The sequence below is a fragment of the Kitasatospora sp. NPDC087861 genome (assembly GCF_044742585.1).
Lineage (GTDB): Bacteria > Actinomycetota > Actinomycetes > Streptomycetales > Streptomycetaceae > Kitasatospora.
Map to the genome: position 1 here is coordinate 1 of NZ_JBIUUS010000064.1, position 24,212 is coordinate 24,212.

Sequence of the window (24,212 nt, forward strand, 5' to 3'; positions counted from 1 at the left end):
ACGACTCGACCTGCTCGACCATCAGCTCATCAGCACACAGACACACCAACGAGCCCAACACCACATCCGTCACGCAGATGCGGTTGCAGTACTAGCCCCGTTCACCGGGCTGAGCCCGCAGGACTTCCGCAAGCTGATGACGGTGCTACGCCGCGAGGGCGCCGAAGCGGTGCGTCCGGGCCGGCCATGGAGGACAAAGCTCTTGAGATCCCTTACGGGACGTTGTCCGTCAGGCATGGCGGGACGCTAGCAGAAAGTGGCCCTGACCTGCACAAACGGCCTCAGTAGTTCGGTCAACACATGGACGTCACCGGCTGGGACGCCGGTCAGCTCGCCGACGGCGCCGTGCTCTCCACGGAGATCGGTTCCTACGGTGCTGGGGGCCGTGCCCACTACGAACCCCGTCCTGCGAACCCGTCCCGCTGGGACTGGGCTGGCGACACTCCCTGACCGGGCAGCGCGGTGCCCGCCCACGCACACTGGAAGGACCGGTCCGCGCCCGAACCCCCGAGCGGGCAGCGGACCGGTCCCCAGGTGTCAGTGCCAGGTCACCTCGACATGCTGTGCCAGGAACAGCAGCGCGGCGACGAACACCCCGGAGCCGACGTTCGCCAGCACCGCGCCGAGCATCCGGCCCGGATCGTGCCAGGCAGGTCGCTCCTGCCCCGCCGCCTGGGGCCTGCCGTTCGTGCTGCCGGTGCGCGGCGCCGTGTTCCGGCGCCGAGAAGAGCGTGTGGTCATGATGGTTCCCCTCCGAGTCGTGGGTGGCTGACACGGACTCAGCGGCGTACGCGACGTTCTGGTGTACGCGGCGCCCCGGGCAGAGCCGGGCGGGTCCGTGGCACCGGACAGTAGGAAGCCAGGAACGCCAGTCAAGTGGCTCCAGGGACCGAAAACCACGATGGCAACCAGAGGCCGACAGAAGGTGAAACTGGTGGACCCTACACCCTCCTGGCAGCCAGTCAACCCCCGCCGAACTGCGGAAACCCGCCCCCAGAAAACGACGATGGCCGCCACCCCGCAGACGGGGCGACGACAACCAGAACCGAGGCCGACGGCCAAGCCGGGCCTACGACACGCCGCCACGGCCACCGAGGAACCGGCCATCAGGTCGGGTTCGACGTAACGCACCTGGACGTCGCGGAGCCAGGCGGCGAGCCGGCTGGCTTGCCGCCCGATCGGGGTTCAGCGGGCGAGTTCGATGGTGAGGTCCTCGTTCGTGCAGCTGGCGGAGATTCGGTGCATCGCGGTCTGCTCGGTGGTGTCGATGGAGAGACCCCAGCGGGTCTTCGCGACGGTCCAGCGCGTGAGGTAGTCGCAGGCCTCGTCATCCCGCGGCAGCCACTCCGCGATGTCCTTGTCCGCCTTCTGCCGGTTCGATCGAGCGGTCACCGCTACCAGCGTGCGGGGGTCGCCGAGGTCGTTGGCGTAGGCCTGGCGCTCGGCCGCCGTCCACCCTGAGGCGCCGCTGTCCCAGGCCTCAGCCAAGGGGATACGACGTGGTCGATGTCGGCCTGAGAGGCGGCAGTGAGGACCTTGCCGTCGTACGGGCTGAGCCAGGTCCCGGCGATTGCCCGGTACTCGGAGTCAGTCTGGACGTCCTGCCCGTCTCGCCGCAGGACGACCTCGCGGGTGTCGCACTTGGCACCCTGCTGGATCCAGTGGGGGAACTTGTCGCGGGAGTAGCCGGTCATCGAGTGGGGGGGCCTCGACGACTAGCTAGGCCTTCGACCGGTCGGTCACACGCAACCGGTATAGCGGGAGCTTCTAATTCGACCGGCAGGACAGCCGGGTCTTCTTCTGTACGGTGAACCCAGACCCCAAGGCCTGAGCGATGCTTGTTCCTGCGCACCACTGCGGCCCCTCGCCGAACGCGCTGCGTTCGGCGAGGGGCCGCAGTGGTGCGCCGTTCCGGAACTAGAGGGTCTGGGCCTCGAAGATCCAGTGGTGGTTCGCCTGGTTGCCGCATTGCCAGACGTCCAGTCCCGCGCCGTTGGTGGTGTTCCACGCGTTCAGGTCCAGGCACTTGTCGGCTGCCGGGTTGTAGACCGAGCCGTCGTAGCGCCGGATCCAGGTCTGGGTGGCCGGGTTGCCGCAGGGCTGGGCGACGACCGGCGTCCCATCGACGACGTTGGCGTCCCGGGTGCCCAGGCAGAGCCCGGTGGTCGGGATCCTGAGTTCGTTCTGCCGGGTGGTCAGGAAGTGTTGGCTGTCGCCGTTGTAGCAGTCGTAGATCGCCAGCTGGGCGCCGGCGCCGCCGCCCCAGTTGTCCAGGCACTTGTGGGGGTCGACCGCGCTGTGGACCTGGACGATGGCCTGGGAGGTGGCGACGATGTTCGCCTGGGGGTCGGTCAGGGCGTACGGGTAGACCCGGACGTCGCTGATCGCGCCGTTGAGGAGGTCGGTGGGGGCGAGCCTGTTGGATGTGACGCCGCCGACGTTCAGGCCGCCGGTTGGTGGCTTCCAGGTGGTGGGCACCTGGGTGGAGCCGACGGCCTGGCCGTTGACGTACAGGGTTGCGGCGCCGCTGCCGGCGTTGTAGGTGCCGGTCAGGTGGGTCCAGACGCCGACCGCTGGGGCGGTACGGCCGGTCTGGTCGTACGCCGTGTACCAGGCGTTGGCGTTGGTGCTGTCGCTGCTCGGTAGGACGAATGCCCAGTTGTTGAAGGCCCTTGAGTACTGAAGGTAGAACGGACTGAGCTGGTCGCCGGTGAGCGAGACTGCGGTCTGGTGGCCGTTGGTGTTGTTGATCTTGACCCAGGCCGAGACGCTGTAGCTCTGAGTGGTGTCCAGGCCGGGGCTGTTGGTGCCGGGGTTCATTGGCGCGGTCGTGCGGAAGACGGTCGCACCGTCGAAGGCGGTCGCCTTGCCGGCGACGTGGTTGTGGTCGGTGGTCAGGGTGGCGCCGGCCGGGTAGGTGGCCTTGGGGTCGCCGTCGTTCTTGTAGAGCGTGTTGGTGTTGCCGCTGTCACCGGTGCCGTCGAGGGCCCACCACTGGGGGCTGACCTCGGTGTTGGCGATGGTGGCGGGGCCGACTTGCCAGTTGTAGCCGGCGGCGGGGTTGCCGGGGGCGGCCGGCTGGCCCCACCAGATGTCGATGCTGCCGTCGGTCTTCTTGCCCCACAGGGAGGCGTTGCCGCTGCCGGTGAGGTCGCCGTCGGAGCCGAGGGTCGTCCAGCCGTCGGTGGACACGGTGCCGATCTTGCCCGTGGTGGCGATGCCGGTGAGCGTCGGGACTACCAGCGGCTTGCCGGTCGGGTCGGTGATCGGCTGTCCCTCCTTGGTGGTTCCGGTGACGGTGCCGGTGGTGAAGGTGTAGGCGAGCAGGTCGTCCTTGGCGGCGTCGGAGGAGCCCGCGAGGTTGCGGGTCCACAGGCCGGGGTGGCCCTGCTTGGCCCAGTCACCGGGGGTGATGAGCTCCTTGTCCTTCCAGCCGGAGGCGGCCAGCTTCACGGGCGTGCCCAGGGTGTTGGCCTCGGTGGCCGGGTAGAACCAGAGGGCCGCGTCCGTGCCGTTGCCGAAGCTCTCGACGGTCAGCAGGCCGGTCTTGTTCTTGAAGCCCAGCTTGGGGTCGAGGTCGGTGCTGACCGGGTCGCCGAGGGCGGCGACGCGCAGGGTGGCGGTCCAGTCGGTGGCGTTGTAGCCGGCCGCGGTGAGCCATGTGCAGTCCTCGGTCGAGGTCGTGACGCACTTCGGCTTTTTCAGCGGGACCGGTTTGTCGATCCGGCCGTACACGCCGGTGTTCCCCGGGTTCTGGTAGACCAGCATCTCGGGGCCGCCGGGCGCGTGCACGATGACGTCGTCGATGTTGTTCCCGCCGGTGAGCGTGCCCCGGTGGGTGTACTGGACGTCGTTCCAGGACGTGTCCTTCGGGGCGTCGGCCGGGGTGGCGACGGCGGTCACTGCGGGGGTGCGGACCTTCGGGTTGCCGGGGGCGTTGTAGGCGCGGAGGTAGCCGGCCTGGTCGGGCAGCAGGATGTCGGGCGCGCCGTCGCCGGTGACGTCGCCGAAGACCGGCGGCGGGCCGTCGGGGTTCCACGGGACGTAGAAGGAGTACTGCGCGACGGGTGAGACGTTGCGGGCGTTGTCGAGCACCTGGATGTAGAGGATGTTGGTGCCCCAGCGGCCCGGGGTGACCGGGATGCCGTTCGACGGGTAATCGGCGCCGCAGGACCAGCCCGCGCCGGCGAACTGCGGGTCCCAGGACCAGCGGGCGCACACGACGCCGGAGGCGTTGCCGCCGGGCGAGGGGTCGGCCGCGGTGAACGGCACGAGACCCTGCTCGCCGGTGCGCTTCTTGGTCACCTGGCCGTTGCCGGACGGAGGGAACTTGTTCGCCAGATCGGCCTCGGGCAGGAGCGTGTAGACGTCCGGGACCGACAGGGTCGGCGGCGTGAGGTCGACGCCGAAGTGGCAGACCGGGGTGGAGGCGGACATCTGGACCAGGCCGTCGGTGGCCATGGTGCCCCAGCCGTAGTAGTGGCCGTCCTTGATGACGCCGGGCTTGACCTGGAAGCTCGCGACCCCGCCGTTGGGGGTCTCGGGGGTCAGGCCGCTGTCGACGTCGGCGCTGAGGTCGGCGTAGTCCCAGATGTGGGTCCAGCCGTAGAGCGATTTCTGGGCGTTGCTGCTGACCGTCGCGTTCAGGGTTACGGAACCGTTGAAGCCGGACGAGGAGTTCAGCCAGCCGTAGGAACCGGCGCAGCCCTGGTTGTCGGCCCACGGCACGGAGGTGCTGGGGGCCGGGGAGACGTACGGGTTGGTCGGGGTGTTGGGGACACGGTCGAACTCGATGACGACGACCGGGTTGTAGGTCAGTCGCTTGAAGGCCATGAGGTCGTACTCGTTGCGCGCGAACACGCCGAAGGTGAGGGCGTCGCGGCTGGTGGCGTAGGTCTGGTAGGCCCACGTCACGTCGTAGTCGAACTGGACGTTGTCGTGGCAGCCGTTGCCGCCCGAGCCCGCGACGTCGGCGGAGCCGATCCGGCTGCCCACGACGTTGGGCGGGTTGTTCCAGGTCGTCCCGTCGTCGATCGGCCCGGTGACGTAGAGGTCGAGGGTGTACTTATTAGTGCAGGAGTGGTCCGAGGACTCGTACTCCCACATCGACATGGTCGCCTTGTTGATGACGATGTCGTTGTACCAGCGGGTGTCGAACTGGAAGTACGAGCGCTCGATGCCCTTGTCGGTTCGGAAGCCCTGGTAGCCGACACCGGGCCGGGCGTAGGGGTCGCCGCTCGCGGTGGTCCGCCCGATGTTGGCCTTGCCCGCGTAGGCGGACTGGGTCCAGGTCCAGGCGTTGGCCTCGCGGCGGTCGTAGAGCCAACCCGGGTCGATGAACCATGGGCCCTGGCCCTTGCCGAGCACGGACGCGTCGGTGGTCAGCTCGACGGCGTCGCCGGTGACCGCGGTGGCCATGGTCGCGACCCTGGCGTTCGTGCCCGGGCCCTCGGCGGTGCTGTGCTGCTCGGACTTGGCCGGTGCCCCGGCGTCGTCCTGGGCGCGGTCGGCGGTGACGCCGTTCTGCGCCGGAGTGGACTTGGCGGACGTGGCCGCCAGGGTGGCGTCGCCGGAGCTGTCCCACATTTGCGGGGTGGGGGCGTGCCAGCGTGCGGTGCCGTCCGCGGCCTTGGCAGTGAGGTTGCCGGCATCGTCGGCCCTGACCGTGACGCCCTTGCCTTTGGTGCCGAAGCGGATCTTCTGCAGCTGCGGATTTGCGGCCGCCTCGGCGGTTTTGACGATCAGGACGGTGCTGAGCCCGCCGAACTTGGAAGCGGTGACCTTGAGGTCGACGTCCGGCGCGACCTCGGGGTAGACCAGCGCCTCGCCGCCCGGGTCGAGCACGGGCTTGGTGAGCGGGAACGGGGAGTCGATGGTGAGCGTCTCGCCGTCCGGGCTGGTCAGGGTGCCGAGCGGACCGTTGCCGCCGCCGGACAGGTGTACCCCGGAGACTGCGATCCTGGGCCGGTAGCCGCCCTGGTCGTCGGGGACGAGGGTGCCGTCGAGGGTGGCCCAGGCGCCGTTCTGCTTCACGCGCTGAGGCTCGACGTGCTCGGTGCGGGACAGGTGTCCGGACGGCGTGGCGACGGTCTCGCTGACCTCGTCCGTCAACTCGGGTATCGGGACGGGCCTCCCGGTCTTCTTCGCCTCGGCGATCGCCTTGTCGGTTGGGCTGATCAGCGGCTTCTCGTTGGCGCGCTTGGCGTCACCGGCGGCCATGGTCGCCGCGAGGTCCGGTGGGACCGGGGCGGGCTGGGCGTTCGCAGGGGTGGGCGGGACCGACGGGGTGCCGGCGACCGCGATCGGTGCGACAGAGGTGAGTGCGAGCGCCAGGCCGATGGCGGCGGCGACGGCGGGCCGCGACGGGTATCTGGAGCGGCGCGTGCCGGAGGCGGCTCCGGGCGGTGCGGCAGGCATGGTGAAGTCCCCCCACGGGAAGTGGCTTGGGCAGGTAAGGAAATGACTCTGCGTAGCTTGTGTGCAGAGGTGATCAACAAGCTATCGCCTTGGATAAAGGGATCGTCAACTCCTTATTCGTGCACGGGTGTTCGCTTTGATGCTTCGGTTCCCGATTCACCTGCATCGTGATGTTCATCACAGGACTGTCGGATCTGGAATGCACTAGACCTGGGCGTGGGCACCCCTTTACTCTCCGCCGGAGTCGTTCGTCCGCACCGTCTGCGGTCGGCTCAATTTAGGGTGGGGGTAGGGATGCTGGTCAACCATGTCCGATTCCGTCGAGTGGAGAGTAGGGAGGGGCCGCCATCAGGACGGACACGGTCCCGACTGGCTCTGGTGAGTTCCGTGGCGATCCTGAGCTCCTTGCTGTCACCGTTGGCGCCCGCGTTCGCTGCGTCGGCCGACGGCAAGGACAAGATCTGGTCGCCGCCGAACACGCCGCTGCCGAAGACGGCCTCGGTGCCGGGCACGCCGGACAAGCCGAAGGCTTCGTCGCCGCAGGCCGGTTCGCCGAACTGGGTGCCGCCGAAGGCGGTGCCGCAGCCGAAGCACGGCGGTGCGGTGGTGGCCCTGGATGCGGCTCCGGCGGCGGGCCGGAACGCTGATACGGAGGCGCGGGAGACGGCGGTGGGTGCGTCTAAGCAGGCGGGTGACCTGCCGGTGTGGCTGGCGCCGGTCGTGCCGGACACAGGGGCCGCAGCGTCGGCTGCGGCGTCCGTCCAGGTGCAGGTGGCGGACCCGAAGGCGGCGGCCGCAGCCGGTGCTTCGGGTGTGCTGGTGTCGTTGTCACGCAGCGGCGAGGTGGCGGCGGCGGGGAGGGTACGGGTCGGGCTCGACCTGGCCTCGGTGGGCTTCGGCGGCGACTTCGCACACCGGGCCCGGCTGGCGGTGCTGCCGGAGTGCGCGCTGACCACCCCGGACGCGGAGGGCTGCCGGACGCGCACGCCGGTGGCCTCGCACTATGACGAGCAGACCGGGCGGCTGGTCGCGGACGTCGACCTGCCGGCCGCCGCGTCCCCGGCCGTCGGGCAGCAGCCGTCGGAGAATGCGGCGGGCGTGGCGGCGTCGGCCGCTCCCGCGGCAGCGCCGCGGCTGCTGCTGGCGCTGGACGGCGCGCCCGACAGCGGGACCGGCACGTACAGCGCCACCCCGCTCTCACCCAGCCAGGCGTGGGCGGCGGGGACCTCCTCCGGCTCGTTCACGTACAGCTACCCCATCTCGGTCCCGCCGGCTCTGGGCGGTTCCGCTCCTTCGCTGGCGCTGGGTTATGACTCGGCGTCGGTGGACGGCAAGACGGCGTCCACGAATGCGCAGGCGTCCTGGATCGGCGACGGCTGGGATCTGAGTGCCGGCTTCGTCGAGCGCGGTTACCGAGTCTGTGACAAGGCCGGTATCCCGGGTTCGGGCGACCAGTGCTGGGGAGGCCCGAACCTGACGCTGTCACTGGGCGGCCACTCGGGCGAGCTGGTGCCGGACGACAAGTCCTGCGTGGGCGGCAATGTCGCTGACGAGCAGTCTAAGTGCACCTGGCGTCTGAAGCGGGACGACGGAACGAAGGTAGAGTTCCTGACCGGCGCGAACAACGGTACGTGGAACGGCTCGTACCTTAAGGTGACCGAAACGGCGTCGGGCACGGTCTACTACTTCGGCCTCAACCAGCTTCCGGCGGCGAACGGCTCGCCGTCCAAGACCGGGCCGGAGAGCAAGTCTGCCTGGACGGTCCCGGTGTACTCGCCGAACGCGGGTGACCCGTGCTATGACGCGGCAAAGGGCAAGGGCTCATCGTGCCAGACGGCATGGCGCTGGAACCTGGACTACGTCGTGGACATGCATGGGAACCTGACCACGTACTCGTACACGCCCGAGACCAACTCATACGCGCGCGGCGGTGGCCAGAACGGTGGAAAGGGCGAGCTCACGTCCTACACCCGTGGGGGTGTGCTCTCCTCGATCGGCTACGGGCAGCTGCTGTCCGACCAGCTCGCGGCCAACGGTTCGTACCAGCCCGCGGTGAAGGTCGACTTCGCTTCCGGTGAGCGCTGCCTGTCCGGGGACGCCGCGTGCGACCCGTCGAAGCGCACAGCGGCGAACGCGGCGAACTGGCCGGACGTCCCGATGGACAAGCAGTGCGCGGACAGCGGCGCCTGCACCAACTACGGTCCGACGTTCTGGTCCACGAAGTGGCTGAACACCGTTACCACGTCGGTGCGTTCGGGTGGCTCGTACCGCCCGGTCGACCAGTACGACTTCGTCCACGCCTTCAAGAAGCCGGAGAACGCGACGGACAATGCCCCGATCGCGTGGCTGCAGTCGGTGAAGCGCACGGGCAAGGACACCGCGAACGGCCAGCCGCAGCAGGACGTGCCGGAGGTGACGTTCGGGGAGCTGCTGCTGCCGAACAGGGTCGACGGCCTGGTGCCGGCACGTCCGCGCTACAACCGTCCGCGCCTGGCGTCGATCACCACAGAGACCGGCGGCACGATCCTCGTGTCGTACACCAAGGAGTCGTGCTCGCGGGCCACTGGCAGGATGCCGGCCTCGGCGGACAACAACACCATGAGCTGTTTCCCGGTGAAGTGGTACGACACGAGTCTGAAGTCCACGGTGGACGACTGGTTCCTGCGCTACCCGGTGGACACGGTCACCGTCGACCCCAACGCGGGGCTGGTCACCGGTGCGGTGCCGACGACGACCTCCTACACGTACGGCCCGGCCGCCTGGCACCGCAACGACAGCGCCCTGGTCGGGTCGGACTACCGGACCTGGGACCAGTTCCGCGGCTACGCCTCCGTCACCGCGGTGAAGGGGTCTGGCAAGGACGGACCGCAGGCCAAGTCGACCACCAGCTATTACCAGGGGATGAACGGCGACTACAAGGCGGACGGGAAGCCCAAGCCGGCGTCCGTCGCCGGGGTGAAGAGCGGTAGCAGGGTCGACGAGGAGTGGCTCGCCGGGCAGGTCCTGGAGACGGACAGTTACGCCGACGCCTCGGTGCCGGCGGCGTCGCCGCTTTCTTACACCGTCAATTCCTATGAGCGCAGCGCCGATCTGAAGCCGACCGCCACGCACGGGCGCACCGGTCTGCCGGATCTGGTGGCCGGCTACCTGTCGACCAGGACGACCAGCACCACCACGGCCGTGACCACGACGGGGACCCGGACCACCTCGTCCGTGACCACGACGGATCCGGGGAACAACAACCGGGTCACCACCTCGCTGAGCACCGCCGACGGAACGCCGGACGTGTGCACGCGGTACCGCTACGTGGCCGTCGGGAACAAGGTGGTGACCGGGCTGGTGTCCGAGGTGCTCGTGATCTCGGGTGCGGGCGCCTGCACGGCGGACGCGTCGCCAGCGAACACCGTCTCCGACACCCGCACGCTCTACGACGGGCAGGACTTCGGCACGGTTGGCGCCAAGGCCGACGTCACCGGCGGCCAGGTGCTGGACCGCTACGACGCCAACGGCGCGGCGCAGTTCGTCACGACGACGACCACCGGCTACGACGCGTATGGCCGGGTCACCTCGACTATCGACCCGACGGTCACCGATGGCGCCAACCCGAACGGAGCGGTCAGCACGGCCGCGTACAGCTCGGCCAACGCGGGCGAGCTGCCGAACAAGCTGGTCACCGGTGCTCCGGCCCCGGCCGGTGCCTCGGACGCGGGCACCCCCCGCGCGACGACCGTCACGCTCAACCCGGCCCGCGGCCTGCCGCTCACGACCACCGACCCCAACGGGCGCACGGTCACCCAGGCGTACGACGGACTGGGCCGGCTCAAGGCGGTCTGGACTCCGGGGCGGGACGCCGCGGCGGGGGCGAACTTCACGTACGACTATGCGATGAACGGCACCAAGGGGCCGACCACCGTCACCAGCAAGTCACTGCGGTCCGGCGGCAACACCTACGCCACGTCCGTCCAGATCGTGGACGGCCTCGGCCGGGTCGTGCAGACCCAGAGCGACCCGGCGACCCCCGCCTACCACGGCAGGATGGTCACGGACACGTTCTACGACTCGCAGGGGCGGGTCAACCGCAAGTACAACACCTACTACGACGACACGAGTGCCCCGAACACCACCCGGTGGATCCCGGAGGGCGCGAAGGTACCGAACGCGAACGTCGTCCAGTTCGACGGCCTGGGGCGGGCTGTGAGCACGCAGTTCGTGGCACTGGGCAAGGTGCAGACCACGACCACCACCGCGTACCCCGGTGCGGACCGCGTCGACGTGACGCCGCCGACCGGTGCGACCGCGACCAGTACCATCACTGACGCCCGTGGCCGCACCACGGAGCTGTGGCAGTACCGGACGCCGTCGGCGACCGGTAACCCGGCCGACGCCGACGTCAGCAGCTACACCTACCTGCCCGGCGGCCAGGCGGCGACCCGGGTGGACGCGGCGGGTAACACCTGGAGCTACGGCTACGACCAGCGCGGCCGCCAGGTGAAGGCCGACGACCCGGAGACCGGTGTCTCGACCCGCACCTATGACGCGGCGGGCCAGGTCGCCACCACGACAGACGCCCGCGGCCTGACCATCGCCACCACCTACGACCTGCTGGGACGCCGGACCGGCACCTTCAGCGGCACGGCCGACCCGGCGAACCAGCTGACCGGGTTCACCTACGACACGGTCGCCAAGGGCCAGACCTCCGGCTCCACCCGGTACGTCGGCGGGGCGGGCGGCTCGGCCTACAGCAAGAGCGTCACCGAGCTCGACGCCGCCTACCGCCCGACGAAGACCACCATCTCCATTCCCGGCAGCGACATCGGCAAGACCGGACAGGTGGCCTTCGACTACGCGGCCACCTACGACCCGATCACCGGAGCGATCACCACCGAGGGCCGTGCCGCGGCCGGCGACCTCGCCCAGGAGTGGATCACCTACAACTACGACACCTACGGCAAGCTCAACGACCTGAGCGGCGCCGGCTACACCTACCTGCGGCAGGCCGACTGGGACGCGTACGGGCGCAACATCCGTACGACGATGAACCCCTGGGGCACCCAGATCGTCGCCACCAACACCTACGACGAGCCGACCGGGCGCCTGCTGACCCAGTACGTCGACAAGCAGACGGCGACGACGGGCACCGTCCAGAACACCACCTACGCGTACAACCCGGCGGGTCAGATCACGGCGATCAGGACGATTCCGAACAACACCCCCGCCTCGACCGACCTGCAGTGCTTCACGTACGACCACCTCGGGCGCCTCACGTCAGCCTGGTCGGACACCGGGCAGCTGAACCAGCCGACCCCGTCGGTGGCCGGGCAGGGCGGGTGCGCGAACGCCACTCCCACCAGCGGTGCGGTGGCACCGGCGAAGACGACGGTGGGCGGCAGCGCGCCGTACTGGCAGGACTACGGCTACGACGCGGTCGGCAACCGCACCAGGCAGGTCACGCACAACCCGACCGGCGACCCGGTGAAGGACCTGACGATCGACCAGACCTTCCCGGCCGCCGGCACCCGCAACACCCCGACCACCGGCGCCGGCACGGGCGGCGGCACCGGCGGCCCCCACGCGCCGACGGCTGTGACCTCCACCTTCCCCAACAACGACAGCACCCCCGGCAGCAACCAGTACGACGCAGCCGGCAACACCACGAAGATCGCCAACCCCGGCGCCAACAAGACCATGGGCGCCGGCTTCGTCCTCAACCCCGGCGAGTCGGTGCGCTCCAACAGCGTGCAGCTCACCATGCAGACCGACGGCAACCTGGTCCTGACCTCGCTGCGCACCGGCCTGGTGGCCTGGGCCTCGAACACGGCGAACCACCCGGGCGCGTGGGCGACGATGCAGGACGACGGCAACTTCGTCGTCTACGACCCGCAGCGGGCGCCATTGTGGTCCTCGCAGTCGTGGGTCGGCCCGAACAGCAAGTACTTCGCCGTGGTCCAGGACGACGGCAAGTTCATGGTGTACGCGCCGGGCTGGGTCCCGAAATGGGACTCTAAGACCTGGAACGCGGTGGATGCGGCGAACGGTGCCGACCTGACCTGGGACATCGAGGGCAAGCTCGCCACGATGAAGCAGGGCAGCTCGACCACCAGCTACATCTACGACGCCGACGGCAACCAGCTGGTCCGCCGCAATCCCGGCAGCGTCACCGTCAACCTGGGCGACGACGAACTGGTCTACGACACGAACGCCAAGTCCAGCTCGGGCAGCCGCTACTACACCCTTCCCGGCGGAGTGAGCCTGGTCCGCCAGGGCCCGACCAAGCTCACTTTCCAGTTCTCCGACCACCACAACACCGGCACCCTGTCCATCGACTCCGCGACCACCGGCGAGAACCGCCGCTGGACCGACCCCTTCGGCGCCCTGCGCGGCTCCGGCACGGCCAACTCGTGGTCCGGCGACAAGGGATTCGTCGGCGGCCTCAAGGACGACGCCACCGGCTTCACCAACCTGGGCGCAAGGCAGTACCAGCCCAGCACCGGCCGCTTCCTCAGCCCCGACCCGCTGCTGGTGGCGAACGATCCGCAACAGTGGAACAGCTACGCGTACAGCCACAACAACCCGGTCAACAGGGCGGACCCGTCCGGGCTGTACGACCCGGACGTCCGGGCCGCACAGCTGAAGGAGCGGGTGGAGCAGGAGAACGCCGCGAAGAACTGCGGCGGACCCGGGATCACCGGACCGACCGTCTGCCCGGACGGAAGCAGCTGGGAGGACAACCGCCCGACCGCGAGTCAGCTGACGGCCCTGAAGTACCGGATCCAGATGAGGAAGCTCATCGCGGAGGGCGGCGACGACTACTCGGACACCGAGGACAGGGTGTTCAAGAAGCACGCGCCCGGTCCGCACGACCGGAAGGTCAAGATCCTCATGGGCGAGGTCGTTGCGGGGTTGAACGTCCAGGGGCTCAGGGTCGACGACACGTTCTACGTGGCGGCGAAGCTGCTGGCCCACTACCTGGACGCGAGCGGAACACCGTTCGAACTCCACCCCGACAGCATGATGAACGAGATCCCGGCCTTCAAGAAGGCCGTCAAGAACTACCTGACCGGTGACGCGGCCGGGAAGGAGACAATCGACTCGGGCTGGCAGAGGACCCGCGCCAACGAGAAGGACGGGCCGTCGAGCATCGGATGGTTCTACGCCCTGAACAACTTCCAGTGGAGGGTCTCCGGCGTGAACCGGAAAGACGGTGGGCCAGAATACAAACTGGAGATCCGCAAGCGCTACGACTGGGGAACCCCCAGTGAGGGCCGGGACCTCCTGCACAAGATTCACATCGAGGTGACCCAGCCGGAGATCGCCCATCTCAACACCGTGGGGCTGGCACAGGACTTCGACGTGTTCGGTTCGGTGACGATGCGAGGGGTGCCCGGATGACAGTTCCGGTGAGGTTGATACGTGCTTGCCTGGTGGGAGCCTTGCTCCTTGCCGTCGCAGCCTGCGGCAGTGCGACGGGCGGCGGCGCGTCCGCCGGTGGCGGGGCGGCCGCGGCTGCCGCCGCCCCGTCCGCAGTGGCGTCGTCCGGTGCTTCCGACGCGAAGGTTACCGGGTGGCCCAGCTCCGAACAGCGGCGGGTGTACGGCGTGGTCGCGCCGCCGGGCGCGACCGACGTCAGCTACGGGTTCTACAAGGTCGGCGGTGGCGGAGATCTCTGGGCGACGTTCAAGACCGGCCAGGAAGGCCTGGAGGCGTTCCTCGCCGGTCTCGGGCTCAAGGAGTCGGACCTGCACCCCAGTGTCCAGGAGTTCATCGACTCCGAACTCGAGCTCACCGGCTGGTCGATCGATCCCACCCACACGGTGAAGGGCATCATGGCCCCGGCCAAGGAGGAGGACATGAAGAGCCCGAGCCACAAGATCGTCGTGGACTACACGGGCCCCGGCCCGTTCACGGTGTACGTCCTGGCCGGCAAGCCGTAGCACTCCCCTGAGGCCGAAACCGGCCGTGTCCGCCGCTCGTTGCGGCGGGCGCGGCCGTTGTGGTGTCAGGGGGGCGGTGCCGAAGGGGTTGTCGATGAGGTAGCGCCAGTGGCCGTCGGGGCCGCGGCGGGCGACGTCGGTGGCAGTGCCGGTGAGGTGGAGGGGGTGCCGTCGGGGGTGGGGCCGGTGATGGTCCAGTCGACCATGAGGAGGGCGGTGTCGCCGGTGACGTGGGTGTGGCGGGGACGGACGGTGATGGGCAGGCCGAGGGCGCGGAAGTCGGCGTTGCGCCCGGATCCGGCGCGGTTCGGGAGGCTGTTGGGCTGGCTGGTGGCGTTCAACGTCATGGGCGTGCTGGGACTGCTGATCCTTGTCGCCCCGGAGGTCTACGCGGGTCTGCTGATCTCGCCGGGAGCCCGGTGTTCGGCCTGGGCACCGTGTTCGTCGCGTACTCGGTGGCGCTGTTGACGATGGTGGTGCTGCTGGAGCGGTGGGGCGTCGGGCGGGTCTGGCGGCTGGCGCACGGTGGTGGGGGCACCGTCCTGCGGGTGCTGCCCGTCCTGCTGGCCGGTGTGGTGCTGGATGCGCTGATGAGGAGCGCGCAGATGCCTACTACAGTCTCGTGCGGCAGCGGGAGTTGTCCGAGCTGCTGTGGGTGCAGGCGAGCGCCTCGTTCGCCGGAGCGCTGAAGGCCACGGTCATCGCGGTGCTGCTGTACGCGGGCGTGCCGCCTCGCGCCGTCCGTGCCGCCCGGGCGTCCGGTGGCCGGTGTCGAACCGCTCCAAGCGGCGTCCCAGTCGGAGGACGGACACCAGGTGGTACTGGGGCTGCCAGTTGCCCGCTTCGGCGGCTGGCCGCAGCAGGGCCTCCGCGCCGTCGAGGTCGCCGAGTTCGGCGGGTGGTCCGGGGAGGGGTGAGGTCTTCCTCCCCTGTCGGTGCTACTTCTTGGCTGTGCCGGGCTTCCCGGCGATGGACTCCTGGTAGATGTCCGCGTAGGTGCGCGAGTCCTTGACCAGGCCGTTGCAGAAGCCCTTGACGTCGTTGCCCAGCACCTCGTGGATGCTCTGCCCATCCGCCGCCGTCTCCTCGAGCAGGCCCGGCGCCGTCGAGGATCGGCATCAGGTTGCGGCCTGTGAGGCCCGAGTGGAGGGAGAGGTGGACCTTGATCTGGTCCCACGCCGCCCGGTGGTCGGCCGGCAGGGCTGTGGCCCCGCTACGGTACTCCGTCGAGGCACTGAAGGCGGTCATCGCGCCATCGGGTCGGGCGGCCCCGAACGGGCGAGCCGGATGAAGGCGGCCCTGTGGCATGTCCTGCTCGCCCCGGCTCACGTCCCTGCGGGCGTTCCGCCTTCAGCGGCTCAGTCGTTCCCGTTCGACTTTGACAGCGCTTGGCGGCAGGCCCGGATGCACCATGCGCCCGACGAGGTCCAGTACCTCTTCCAGCGCTGTGTTCAGGAGGGGGAGACCCGCCGACCCGGGCCGGAGAGCCACGGGCGTGGCGGATGAGGTTCCCCAGCTGTCACCAGGGACATTCACGCGAGTTGCCGAGTCGGTATGGGGAGGCGGTGGGTGTGCGGTTCAGGGTGGTGACGTGGCTGGGGTTTTGCTGGTTAGTTGAGAGGTTCTCGTGTTCGGGCGGGGTGGGGTAGGGCCGGTCTGGCGGTGATGTGATCGCGTTGGCGTGGGGCTAGCGGGTCTGTGAACTGTGGGTTTCGCGGGTGTGGTGAGAGTGGTGCTGTTCCTTTGAGGGCTTTCTTGCTTGTGGCGGGTTTGGTGATAGCCCCATAGGCGGGCGGCTTGCTAGCGGGTGTGGGCTGTGGGGCGGGTGGCGGCTGAGATCTCGTTGAACCGGGGGTGATCTTCGCGGTCAGAGGGCGTCTAATAGCCGGGGTGGAAGAGACGAAGTCGTCGCAGGTCAGCTGGCGTCCTGTCAACGGGAGAGCCGAACTCACGTTGATCGTTGACACGCCTCGTGGCCTGTTCATGCGTCGAATACCTGATGCCCTGCCACTGCCAGCCGATGTCGAGCAGGGCCCTGGGGCCGAAATGGCCACGCACGCCGCCGCCGCTACCTGGGGGCTGCCGGACTTCGTGTTCGTGCCCGCCCATGCTCAGAAGGGTTCCGGCAGGCGTGAGTTGGGCGACCGGATCCTGATCGCGGGCCGGCGTGCGGCCGTGGTCCAGGTCAAGAGCCGTACCGTCGCCCCGAAGGCCGAGGATGCCGAACGGGCCTGGATCAACAAGGTCGCAGGAAAGGCCGTGCGGCAGGCCAAGGGAACCGTGCGGATGCTGCGCCTGGCCGAGGCCGAGTTCGTGAACGGCCGTGGCCGCACCCTGACTGTGCGAGGACAGGACTACGAGTGGATCGCCGTCGTGGTGCTGGACCACCACCAGGCACCCGCGGGCACCCTCGCCTGCTGGGAGGACCCCGGTATGCCGGCGATCGCTGTGACCCGCCGCGACTGGGACTTCCTCTTCGACCAACTGCGCTCCACGACCGCGGTCCTCGACTACCTCTTCAGGGCAGCAGGCCAGCCACAGGCCGCTCTCGATGACGAGCCCGTGCGGTACTACAAGCTCGCTGCGGCCGACGCCGCCGCTGCGCCCGGTTCCGTTGACACGACTCTGGTGGGGGAGGGCGGTCGGCCATGGTCTTCTCCTCTGCTTCCGCAGGTCCCGGCCGGCAGGGACGACACGCATGCTCATCTGATGACCAGGATTCTTCTGGAGGACATCGCGCGCAGCCCCTTGCCCGCGTATGCGACGGAGGCGGACCGCCACCTCATGCTGTCCGACCTCGACCGCTTGCCGGTCTCGGCCCGCACCGAGTGGGGCCAGTTGCTCCTTGAGATGCTCGATGACGTCCCCAACGTGGCCCAGGACGAGCACAAATGGCGCTTCAGGCGACAGGTGGACTCCGATGGCAGGCGCCAGCTCATCCTCGGCTGCACCACCCGCTTCAGCGAGCTGGTGCAGCGGGCTTTCTCCGGCTACGTGCAGCTGCGCCAGCACGAGGCCGTTGAACGCACCGGCGATCCCGAGAACGTCTCCACACTCGGGGTTCTGCTGACCCCGCGTACCGACGGGCTGCGCCCCTGGGATACCACCGCGGTTCGCGTCAGCGGTCCCAGCGACCTCAGCCCCGAGGAGCTGGAGGGCTACCGGTCTTTGTGGAACGGCACGTTCGAAGACGGACGTGCCCGCTTTCCGGCCCCACCCGCAAGCACCCCATGACGTCGGCCTGAAGCCGTGGTCTGGCCCCCATCGCACTGCGCTCGGTGGACGCGTGGGGTGCCGCTGCCCGGTCCGCCCTGCCCCGCCGTCGTGGGGGACCGGCTGACCGGACTGCTCGGACGTGACCTGCCTCAGTTGGTGTCGCCGGTGTGGGTGGGTGTTGTTCGGAAGGCGGTGCGGCGGGGTGATGGCGTGCTGGGCTTTTCGGTGTGGTGGTGGATCCATGTCCACAGGGGGTCGTCCTGGGCGGGGTCGAGGTGGGGGAGGCCGAGTTGGGTGGCGGTGTGGCGGAGGAACGCGGCGTGGGCGGGGTGGGTGTGGCGGCGGGGGCCGTTGTGGTTGTCGGGGGTGAGGAGAAGGCGGTGATGATGGAGGGCGCGGGCGAGGGTGACCGTGTCGGGGTAGGTGACGGTGTCCCGGGCGAGGAGCGCCCATGAGCCGCGGACGGGTACCAGTTCGGAATTCGCGCTTGCCAGGGCGGTGGCGCGCCGGTGCCACCGCGGGGCTGCGTGTTGCTGGTGGTCGTACCAGCGGGTGGTGATGGTCTGCGCCCAGCTCCAGGCGAGATCAGCGCCTCGGTGGCGTTGCAGGCGCTGGTGGGCGCGTTGTGCGCGCTGGAGTTCGGGTAGTGCGGCGACGTTGAGGATCGCACTGTGCTCGCCGCCAGCGGGCCAGGTGTGGTGGCGGGTGCACAGGCGTTGGTGGTCGGGGGTGTGGGCCCAGGCCGTGCGGGTGGCACCGTGGGTGTGGTGCAGGACGCAGGCGGGGCAGACGGCGAGGGGTGGCTGCCGGTGGCGTGGGGTGCGCTGCCAGGTGATGTGGGGCGGTTCGTGGCCGCTGCCTGGCCGGGCCGGGCGGGTGCCGGCGACGGGTTCCCATCGGGGCAGGGCGCGGGCGAGGTGGGGGTGCGGGATTCGGGCGAGGGCGGCGATGCGGACCTGGGCGGCGTGGTTGGGGTGGAGTTCGGCGCCGGGCACGCCGGCGAGGTTTTTGCCTTGCGCGTCGACGGCGATGGCGAGGGCGTCCAGGAGCTGGGGCAGGTTCTGCCGGTAGGCGTGTGCCAGGCGGGTGAGGTAGGAGGCGGTGGTTTCGCAGGGCAGGGGCCGTAGGCGCTGGCAGCCGGGGGTGACGGGCGGTGCGTAGACCATGGCCGTCATCGCCGGGCGGTGGTACGCGTGGGGGTGTGGGGGCGGTGCTGTTCTTCGGCGAGGTGGTCGAGGTCGATGTCGTCCAGGACGGCGCGGGTGATGCGTTCGGTGCCGTCGAGGATGGTGGTGATGGCGGCTTGGCGCACGAGGCGTGAGAGGCTGCCGATCCTGCCGCCGGTGCGGGCGTGGAGGTAGCCGGCCAGGCGGGGCAGTGTGCCGGGGCGGTGGTGGTCGAGGTCGAGGGCGTTGTCCATGGCGGCGGCCAGGTCGCGGAACGGTTCGCGGGTGCCGTGGCGAAGGGGCAGTGCGCCGGTGTCGATGAGGCTGGCGCGCGCGGCGAGCTGTTGTCCGCGCACGCCGGTGAACAGCGGGGTGTCGGCGACGTCGATGCCGGCATAGAGGAATGTGGCCCGGATGCGTTCGGTGAGGTCTTTCAGGAGGTCGGCGGCGTCCGCGCCGGTGCTGGTGCGGGGGTTGAGGCGGTGGATCTCGTCGATGAGGACCAGGCGCACCCGGGCGGCGGCGTAGGTGTGGCAGACGGCGGTGGTGATCTGGGCCTGGGTCATCCGGGAGGTGACGGGGATGCCGAGGTAGCGGGCGAACTCGGCGGCGAGGGTCTTGGCGGTCGCTCCCGGCGGCACCAGGATGTACGCGACCGGCACGGTGTCCCTGCTCGCGTCGGCGCCGGCGCGGGCGTGTGAGGCCAGGTGGCAGGCGCGCCCGATGTGCAGGATGGCGGTGGTCTTGCCGCACGCGGCCGGCCCGGTGACGATCAGGGAGGGCCGGGCGGTGGTGTCCTGGTGGCGCCCCAGGACCATCAGGGTGCGCACGGTGCGCGAGACCTTGTCGATGGCGGGGGTCTGCACGGTGACGAACCTGGAGTGGTAGGCGAGCTTGTCCTCCACACTGCGCGGCGGCGCACCGGGAGCGGGCGGGGCGGGCACGGGGGTGTCGACGAACCGCTGGAAGCCGTTCCAGGTCGAGCAGCCGTAGGCCCAGTCGTACTCCGGCGTGTGCGCCGGCCCGGTTCCCGTGCCGTGCGCCGCCCACGGGAGCGCGGGCGCCGGGATCGCCGTATGCGACGGCCCGGCGGCCTCACACGCGCCGGGGTCGCCTTGCCCTGGGGCGGGCCGCCCGTCCCTGCCCGACCTGGCCGCCGTGCGGCGCCCGGAGCCGCCCGGCGCGTTGTCGTCCGTGCTGCGCCTCACCACTGTTCGGCCTCCAGAGAGGGGTTGTAGAGGGGGAAGCCGGTCTCGGGCCCCTCGTCGCCGGGTTCGTCCATGTCCGTGTCCGCCTCCGCGTCGTCCAGGGATTCGGCCCAGGGCTGCCACGGGTTGGGGCCGTCGTCCTGCTCGGCCTCCCGGAGACCGTCGGCCTGCTGCGGGACCAAGCTCATGCCGCCTCCTCGGCGCCTGTTCTTCCGGCCGGCGTCCGCTCCGCTTCCCGCCCCCGTTCCCGCTCCCATTCCTGTTCCTGAGGTGGCGGTGGTGGTGGTGTCGAGTGCGTCGGCCGGGCGGGCGGTGGCGGTGATGTGGCGGGCGGTGCGGGACCGCTCGCTGGTGTTCGTGTTCGTGTTCGTGTTCGCGGTGCGGGCGCGCAGCAGGAGGTCGTCGAGGGCGCGTACGAGGGCGGCTTCGTAGTGGTCGCGGTCGGGGCGGCGGGCGACCTGGGTCTTGAGGTACTGCCAGATGTGGTCGTTGAACGGGCTGGTCGCGTGGTCGCGGTGGATCCAGGGGATCTCGGTGAGCTTGCCGTTCGGCAGCCGGATCCAGACCTGGCGTAGGTCGTGGGGGTTGTGGTGGACCTCCCATTTGCCGCCCTGGGTGGTGACGGGGGAGGGGTGGCCGCGGTGCGGGTTGAGGACGGCGTGGTCGTAGGTGCGGTGGTCGACGCGGATACCGCGGTCGGCGACGGCCTTCCACACCACGGGCAGCAGTTCGGTGTAGTCGTCGCGGGTCAGGGGGACGGGCAGGTAGCCGCACGTCGCGACCAGGGCGCCCCACATCTCGTTGGGCGACAGGCAGGCCCGGGGCATCATGGGGTGCCGCAGGCCTTCGTGGGGGCGGTTCTGCCAGCCGGCGGTGATCCACTCATTGAGCAGGTCCTGCAACTGGGGGAGTGTCCAGCGGGCCTGGGAGGCGACGTCGCGGCCGCGGCGGGTGACGTTGGACCCGGTGTATCCGGCGACGTACTGGCACAGCAGGGTGTTGATGGAGCCGAAGGTGCGCTCCACCGGCCCCTTGGCGGCCGGCTGGCGGGGCGGGGCGCTCTGCACGCTCACCCCCAGCGTCTCGCACGCGGCCAGGAACGCCTCGGACACGAAGACCTTCCCGCGGTCGACGACGACGGTCTCCGGCACGATGACCGGCCGCGCGGCCGCTCCTTTCAGCCGGGCGTCCAGGGTCAGCAGCCGCTCGTAGGGAACGGCCGCGTGCGACAGCTCCAGGACCTTCGGCCAGCCGGGGCGCATCGGGTGCGGTACCGCCATCTCCGCCAGCAGCAGAGCGGCGTCCACCGCCTTCGTCGAGGCCGGCCGCAGGACGGCCGCCAGGATGGAGCGCGTCGCGACGTCGAGGGCGATCGTGAGCTCGGGCCGGCCGACGACGCCCTGGTCGAAGACCACCATGACGTCCAGCCGGGTGGTGTCGAGCATGACCTGCTCACCGGGCCGCAGCACGTTCGTCGGCGTGAACGGCGCCGCGGGGACGGTGGCCGTCCTGGCGGGGCGCCCGGGAAGCTCCCTCGGGTCGGCGAGCGCGCGCACCAGCCGGTAGAACGTCGCCGGCGCCGGCATCGCCACCGCGCCCGGCCCGTGCGTCTCGTCCAGGATCTCCACCGTCAGCCGCCGCAGCCCCGCCACCGTCCCCTTGGACTGCCCGCGCTGGCGGCGCAGGGCCTCCAGGACGGCGACCACCACCCGCTCGTCCGCGCGCCCGGTGCGGCTGGAGCCGCGTGTGGTGCGGTGGTCGACCAGCCCCCACAGTCCCCGCTGCCGGTAGTTGGCGCGCATCCGCACCACCGTCGCCCGGCTCACCTTCGGCCAGCCGAGCGCGGTCAGTTCCTCGGCCTTGGCCTGCTCCCGCTCGGCCATCGACCACCGCGCCGGGTCGTAGGCGGGCCGCGGCACCCCCGATGCGCCCGGCCCCGCCGGCAGTCCGCACTCCACCTCCTGGATGTGCCGCTGCCACGCCAGCGCCCGCTCCCGCTGACGCTCCGACACCCCCTCGAACAGCCCCCACTGCGGCACCCCCGGTACCGCCTGCGCCCCCACCACCCGAAACCCCGGCGACCCGCACAGGTGCCGCACGTCCACCGCCGCCGCCGCGCCCTGCTCGTCGACCAGCCGCACCACGGACGCCTCCAGGCCCACCACCTGCCAGGCCCGGTCCTCGAACACCACATGGCAGCCCACCGCGACCACCGGCCGCCAACTCCCGCTCACGCCCCCACCCCCGGCCGCGCCAACCCTGCCGGCTGCTCCTGACCGCCACTGGTGCGTCCCGCTCCGACGAGGACCCGCTCGTGCAGCGGCTCGCCCAGCTCGACGCCCAGGCGCCCGGACCACAGGCAGTGAAAGACCACCGGCCACACCTCCAGCGGGTCCCCGACCGCCCGCACCCCCTCCACCAGCGGCCGCCGCTCGGCGAACGCCTCGAGCACGGCCTGGGCCAGCCCGGTCCGGCCCAGGTGGCGCGGGTGCCGGTATCCGGCCAGCCACCGCACGTTGGCCGCCATCACCGGATCCGGTGGCCCGAGCCGCCGGTACACCCACCCCACCTGCCCGCAGGCCTCGGCCAGCGCCCGCGCGGCCCGCCGCGCCGCGTCCCCGCCCGCCCCGCCGGCAGCGGGGCAGTCCACGAGCATCGCGCTCCCGTCGGCGTAGCGGGCGAACAACTGCGGCACCCACGAGCGCACCCGGCCGTCCCCCTCACGCCACACCAGCCGCACCGCCCGCGCGGACAGCCCCACCACCTGCGGGTCGCGGTCCAGCAGCATCAGCCGCAGGCGCATCGCCGCCGACCCGTGCGCCACCAGCCGCCCCGACGTCGCCGACCACCACCAGCCCGGGCCCCACCGCTTGCCCGCAAGCGCGGGAAACCCCGACACCGGCGCCAGATCCTCGAACCGCACCGCGGCCGCCGCCTGCTCCCAGCGCCACTGCACCACCCGGCCCGCGACCGGCGCGAAGGCCGCCTCGAACCCCCACGCCCCCGCAGACCGAACGGCCCCGGCCACTGCTCCCGAATCACTCACGCGAGCAGTCAAATAGCTGACACAGCCGCAGATAAGGCAACCGCCGGGACCTCATCCGTACGGGCGGAAAACACGGTAAACCGCCGCTGCCACCACACCCGAGACGCTAAAGACCGCAAGACCGGAAAACCGTGCCCAAGGGCGCCTGTCAGGCCCGGCGTCCCCCCGCCTCGTACGACTCGACGTCCATCTGCAGGTCCTCGGCGGGCAGGCCGGTCCAGTAGCTGAGGGCCTGCAGCGGGACTCCGGCCCGCAGGGCCGCGGCAGTGGTCTCCAGCAGAGCCTGGTCGACGAGTGCGGCGCTGCGGGCCAAGGCCTGCACAAGGTCGCGGCTGACGGCGGCAACCCGCCCACTGCCGTCGGGGTGCGAGGCATCGAGCGACTCGGCGGCCTCGCGCATCAGGCGTGCGATGCGCTCACGCTCTCCCACGGGCACCGCGGATTTCCAGCTGATGGTGCCATCGGCCCGCTGGGCCAGCTTCCGCAGCTGCGCCGCCACGGAGACCGGCTGGTCCTCGCGCCTGACCCACCACGGGTCCATGGCCCGCTCTCCGCTCTGACCGGCGCCGCGGCGACGGCGCACGAGCGCTCCCCACCAGGCAGTGAGCGCGCTGCTGCCGGGGACCGCGCCGACCTTGCCAAGCCATGGACGCCCAATCCTGCGCCCAAGCTCCTGGGCGAATGCCCCGTTGGGCGGGAAGAGGCGGATCCGCTCGGCGCCGCTGTCCTGCCACACCAGCTCGGCCACCACCGGGTCCACCAGGGCCCCGGCGACCGTGACGACCTCGGGGAACGTAGCGGCCTCCCGGGCCACCGCCCGCCACCACCAGAACTCGGGCCCTGCGTCCCCACCGGCCGGGGAGGAGGGGCGAGGGGGAGGGCGCCCGGGACGGCCGGCGGCTCACCGCGCCGGTCCGCTACCGCCTACAGCTCGGTCCAGCCGCACGCCCGCCCACCCCGCGCGCCGAGCGGGTGCCAGACCGGGGCCGACGGTCCGCGCTGGACCAGGTCCTCGATCCGGGCGGCGCCGGCCGGGCCGGCGGCGAGCATCTCGGCGGTGGCCGGGTTCTCCTCGGCGGCCAGTCGCAGGTCCGCCACCGCTGAGCGGACCCCGGAGGCCGCCGTGCCGACCAGTGTGAGTTCTCGGTTCGAGGGCGTGCAATGCCTGTGCTTTGGCGTGCTGTCCCGTTTGTTAAACGAGAATTTCTGCGGCTAGGCAAACCATCTG

15 protein-coding genes are annotated in these 24,212 nt (G+C 70.4%); 4 read left to right on the plus strand and 11 right to left on the minus strand.

The window, feature by feature from the left end; genetic code table 11:
- Positions 1-537: 537 nt before the first annotated feature.
- From ACIOJE_RS39655 to ACIOJE_RS39665, 3 genes are all read right to left on the minus strand, one after another.
- Positions 538-741, minus strand: a complete 204-nt coding sequence (locus ACIOJE_RS39655; protein ID WP_400783328.1) for a hypothetical protein — start codon at positions 739-741, stop codon at positions 538-540.
- Positions 742-1,185: 444 nt separating this feature from the next.
- Positions 1,186-1,488, minus strand: a complete 303-nt coding sequence (locus tag ACIOJE_RS39660) for an HNH endonuclease family protein (RefSeq protein ID WP_400783330.1) — start codon at positions 1,486-1,488, stop codon at positions 1,186-1,188.
- A gap of 429 nt (positions 1,489-1,917) precedes the next feature.
- Positions 1,918-6,417 carry a LamG-like jellyroll fold domain-containing protein gene (locus ACIOJE_RS39665; protein WP_400783333.1) on the minus strand — a complete coding sequence of 1,500 codons (4,500 nt, stop codon included), beginning with the start codon at positions 6,415-6,417 and terminating at the stop codon, positions 1,918-1,920.
- A gap of 405 nt (positions 6,418-6,822) precedes the next feature.
- Between ACIOJE_RS39665 and ACIOJE_RS39670 the strand changes: the two genes are divergently transcribed.
- Positions 6,823-13,806, plus strand: coding sequence for an RHS repeat-associated core domain-containing protein (locus tag ACIOJE_RS39670; RefSeq protein ID WP_400783336.1), 6,984 nt, complete (start codon positions 6,823-6,825; stop codon positions 13,804-13,806).
- A gap of 206 nt (positions 13,807-14,012) precedes the next feature.
- Positions 14,013-14,348 (plus strand): hypothetical protein, encoded by a 336-nt coding sequence (locus ACIOJE_RS39675; RefSeq protein ID WP_400783339.1) that lies wholly within the window; start codon positions 14,013-14,015, stop codon positions 14,346-14,348.
- Between the two features lie 65 nt (positions 14,349-14,413).
- On the opposite strand, the gene ACIOJE_RS39680 is transcribed toward ACIOJE_RS39675, so the two are convergent.
- A complete protein-coding gene (locus ACIOJE_RS39680; protein WP_400783342.1) occupies positions 14,414-14,695 on the minus strand; it encodes a hypothetical protein in 282 nt (93 codons plus the stop codon).
- A 72-nt stretch (positions 14,696-14,767) separates the two neighbouring features.
- On the opposite strand from ACIOJE_RS39680, the gene ACIOJE_RS39685 reads away from it, so the two are divergent.
- Positions 14,768-15,037 carry a hypothetical protein gene (locus tag ACIOJE_RS39685; protein WP_400783344.1) on the plus strand — a complete coding sequence of 90 codons (270 nt, stop codon included), beginning with the start codon at positions 14,768-14,770 and terminating at the stop codon, positions 15,035-15,037.
- 249 nt (positions 15,038-15,286) lie between these two features.
- Here ACIOJE_RS39685 and ACIOJE_RS39690 read toward each other — a convergent pair whose 3' ends face one another.
- Positions 15,287-15,400, minus strand: a complete 114-nt coding sequence (locus tag ACIOJE_RS39690) for a hypothetical protein (protein WP_400783347.1) — start codon at positions 15,398-15,400, stop codon at positions 15,287-15,289.
- 838 nt (positions 15,401-16,238) lie between these two features.
- Between ACIOJE_RS39690 and ACIOJE_RS39695 the strand changes: the two genes are divergently transcribed.
- Positions 16,239-17,582 (plus strand): hypothetical protein, encoded by a 1,344-nt coding sequence (locus ACIOJE_RS39695; protein ID WP_400783349.1) that lies wholly within the window; start codon positions 16,239-16,241, stop codon positions 17,580-17,582.
- Positions 17,583-17,713: 131 nt separating this feature from the next.
- On the opposite strand, the gene ACIOJE_RS39700 is transcribed toward ACIOJE_RS39695, so the two are convergent.
- The 6 genes from ACIOJE_RS39700 to ACIOJE_RS39725 form a co-directional block, all read right to left on the minus strand.
- Positions 17,714-18,739, minus strand: a complete 1,026-nt coding sequence (locus ACIOJE_RS39700; protein WP_400783351.1) for a TniQ family protein — start codon at positions 18,737-18,739, stop codon at positions 17,714-17,716.
- The gene (locus tag ACIOJE_RS39705) at positions 18,736-19,674 is read right to left on the minus strand and encodes a TniB family NTP-binding protein (protein ID WP_400783365.1); all 939 of its coding nucleotides are present in this window, start codon (positions 19,672-19,674) and stop codon (positions 18,736-18,738) included. Before ACIOJE_RS39705 ends, ACIOJE_RS39700 begins: the two co-directional genes overlap by 4 nt.
- A gap of 260 nt (positions 19,675-19,934) precedes the next feature.
- A complete protein-coding gene (locus tag ACIOJE_RS39710) occupies positions 19,935-22,172 on the minus strand; it encodes a transposase (protein WP_400783354.1) in 2,238 nt (745 codons plus the stop codon).
- A complete protein-coding gene (locus ACIOJE_RS39715) occupies positions 22,169-22,984 on the minus strand; it encodes a TnsA-like heteromeric transposase endonuclease subunit (protein WP_400783357.1) in 816 nt (271 codons plus the stop codon). Before ACIOJE_RS39715 ends, ACIOJE_RS39710 begins: the two co-directional genes overlap by 4 nt.
- Positions 22,985-23,132: 148 nt before the next feature.
- On the minus strand, positions 23,133-23,798 hold the full coding sequence (locus ACIOJE_RS39720; RefSeq protein ID WP_400783360.1) for a hypothetical protein: 666 nt from the start codon (positions 23,796-23,798) through the stop codon (positions 23,133-23,135).
- Between the two features lie 110 nt (positions 23,799-23,908).
- Entirely contained in the window at positions 23,909-24,082 is a 174-nt protein-coding gene (locus tag ACIOJE_RS39725) for a hypothetical protein (protein WP_400783363.1), read from the minus strand.
- Positions 24,083-24,212 lie beyond the last annotated feature (130 nt).

Coding starts and splice junctions, on each gene's coding strand:
- ACIOJE_RS39700 (WP_400783351.1), bottom strand. CDS start 18,739: ATGACGGCCATGGTCTACGCACCGCCCGTCACCCCCGGCTGCCAGCGC.
- ACIOJE_RS39655 (WP_400783328.1), bottom strand. CDS start 741: ATGACCACACGCTCTTCTCGGCGCCGGAACACGGCGCCGCGCACCGGC.
- ACIOJE_RS39680 (WP_400783342.1), bottom strand. CDS start 14,695: ATGACGTTGAACGCCACCAGCCAGCCCAACAGCCTCCCGAACCGCGCC.
- ACIOJE_RS39665 (WP_400783333.1), bottom strand. CDS start 6,417: ATGCCTGCCGCACCGCCCGGAGCCGCCTCCGGCACGCGCCGCTCCAGA.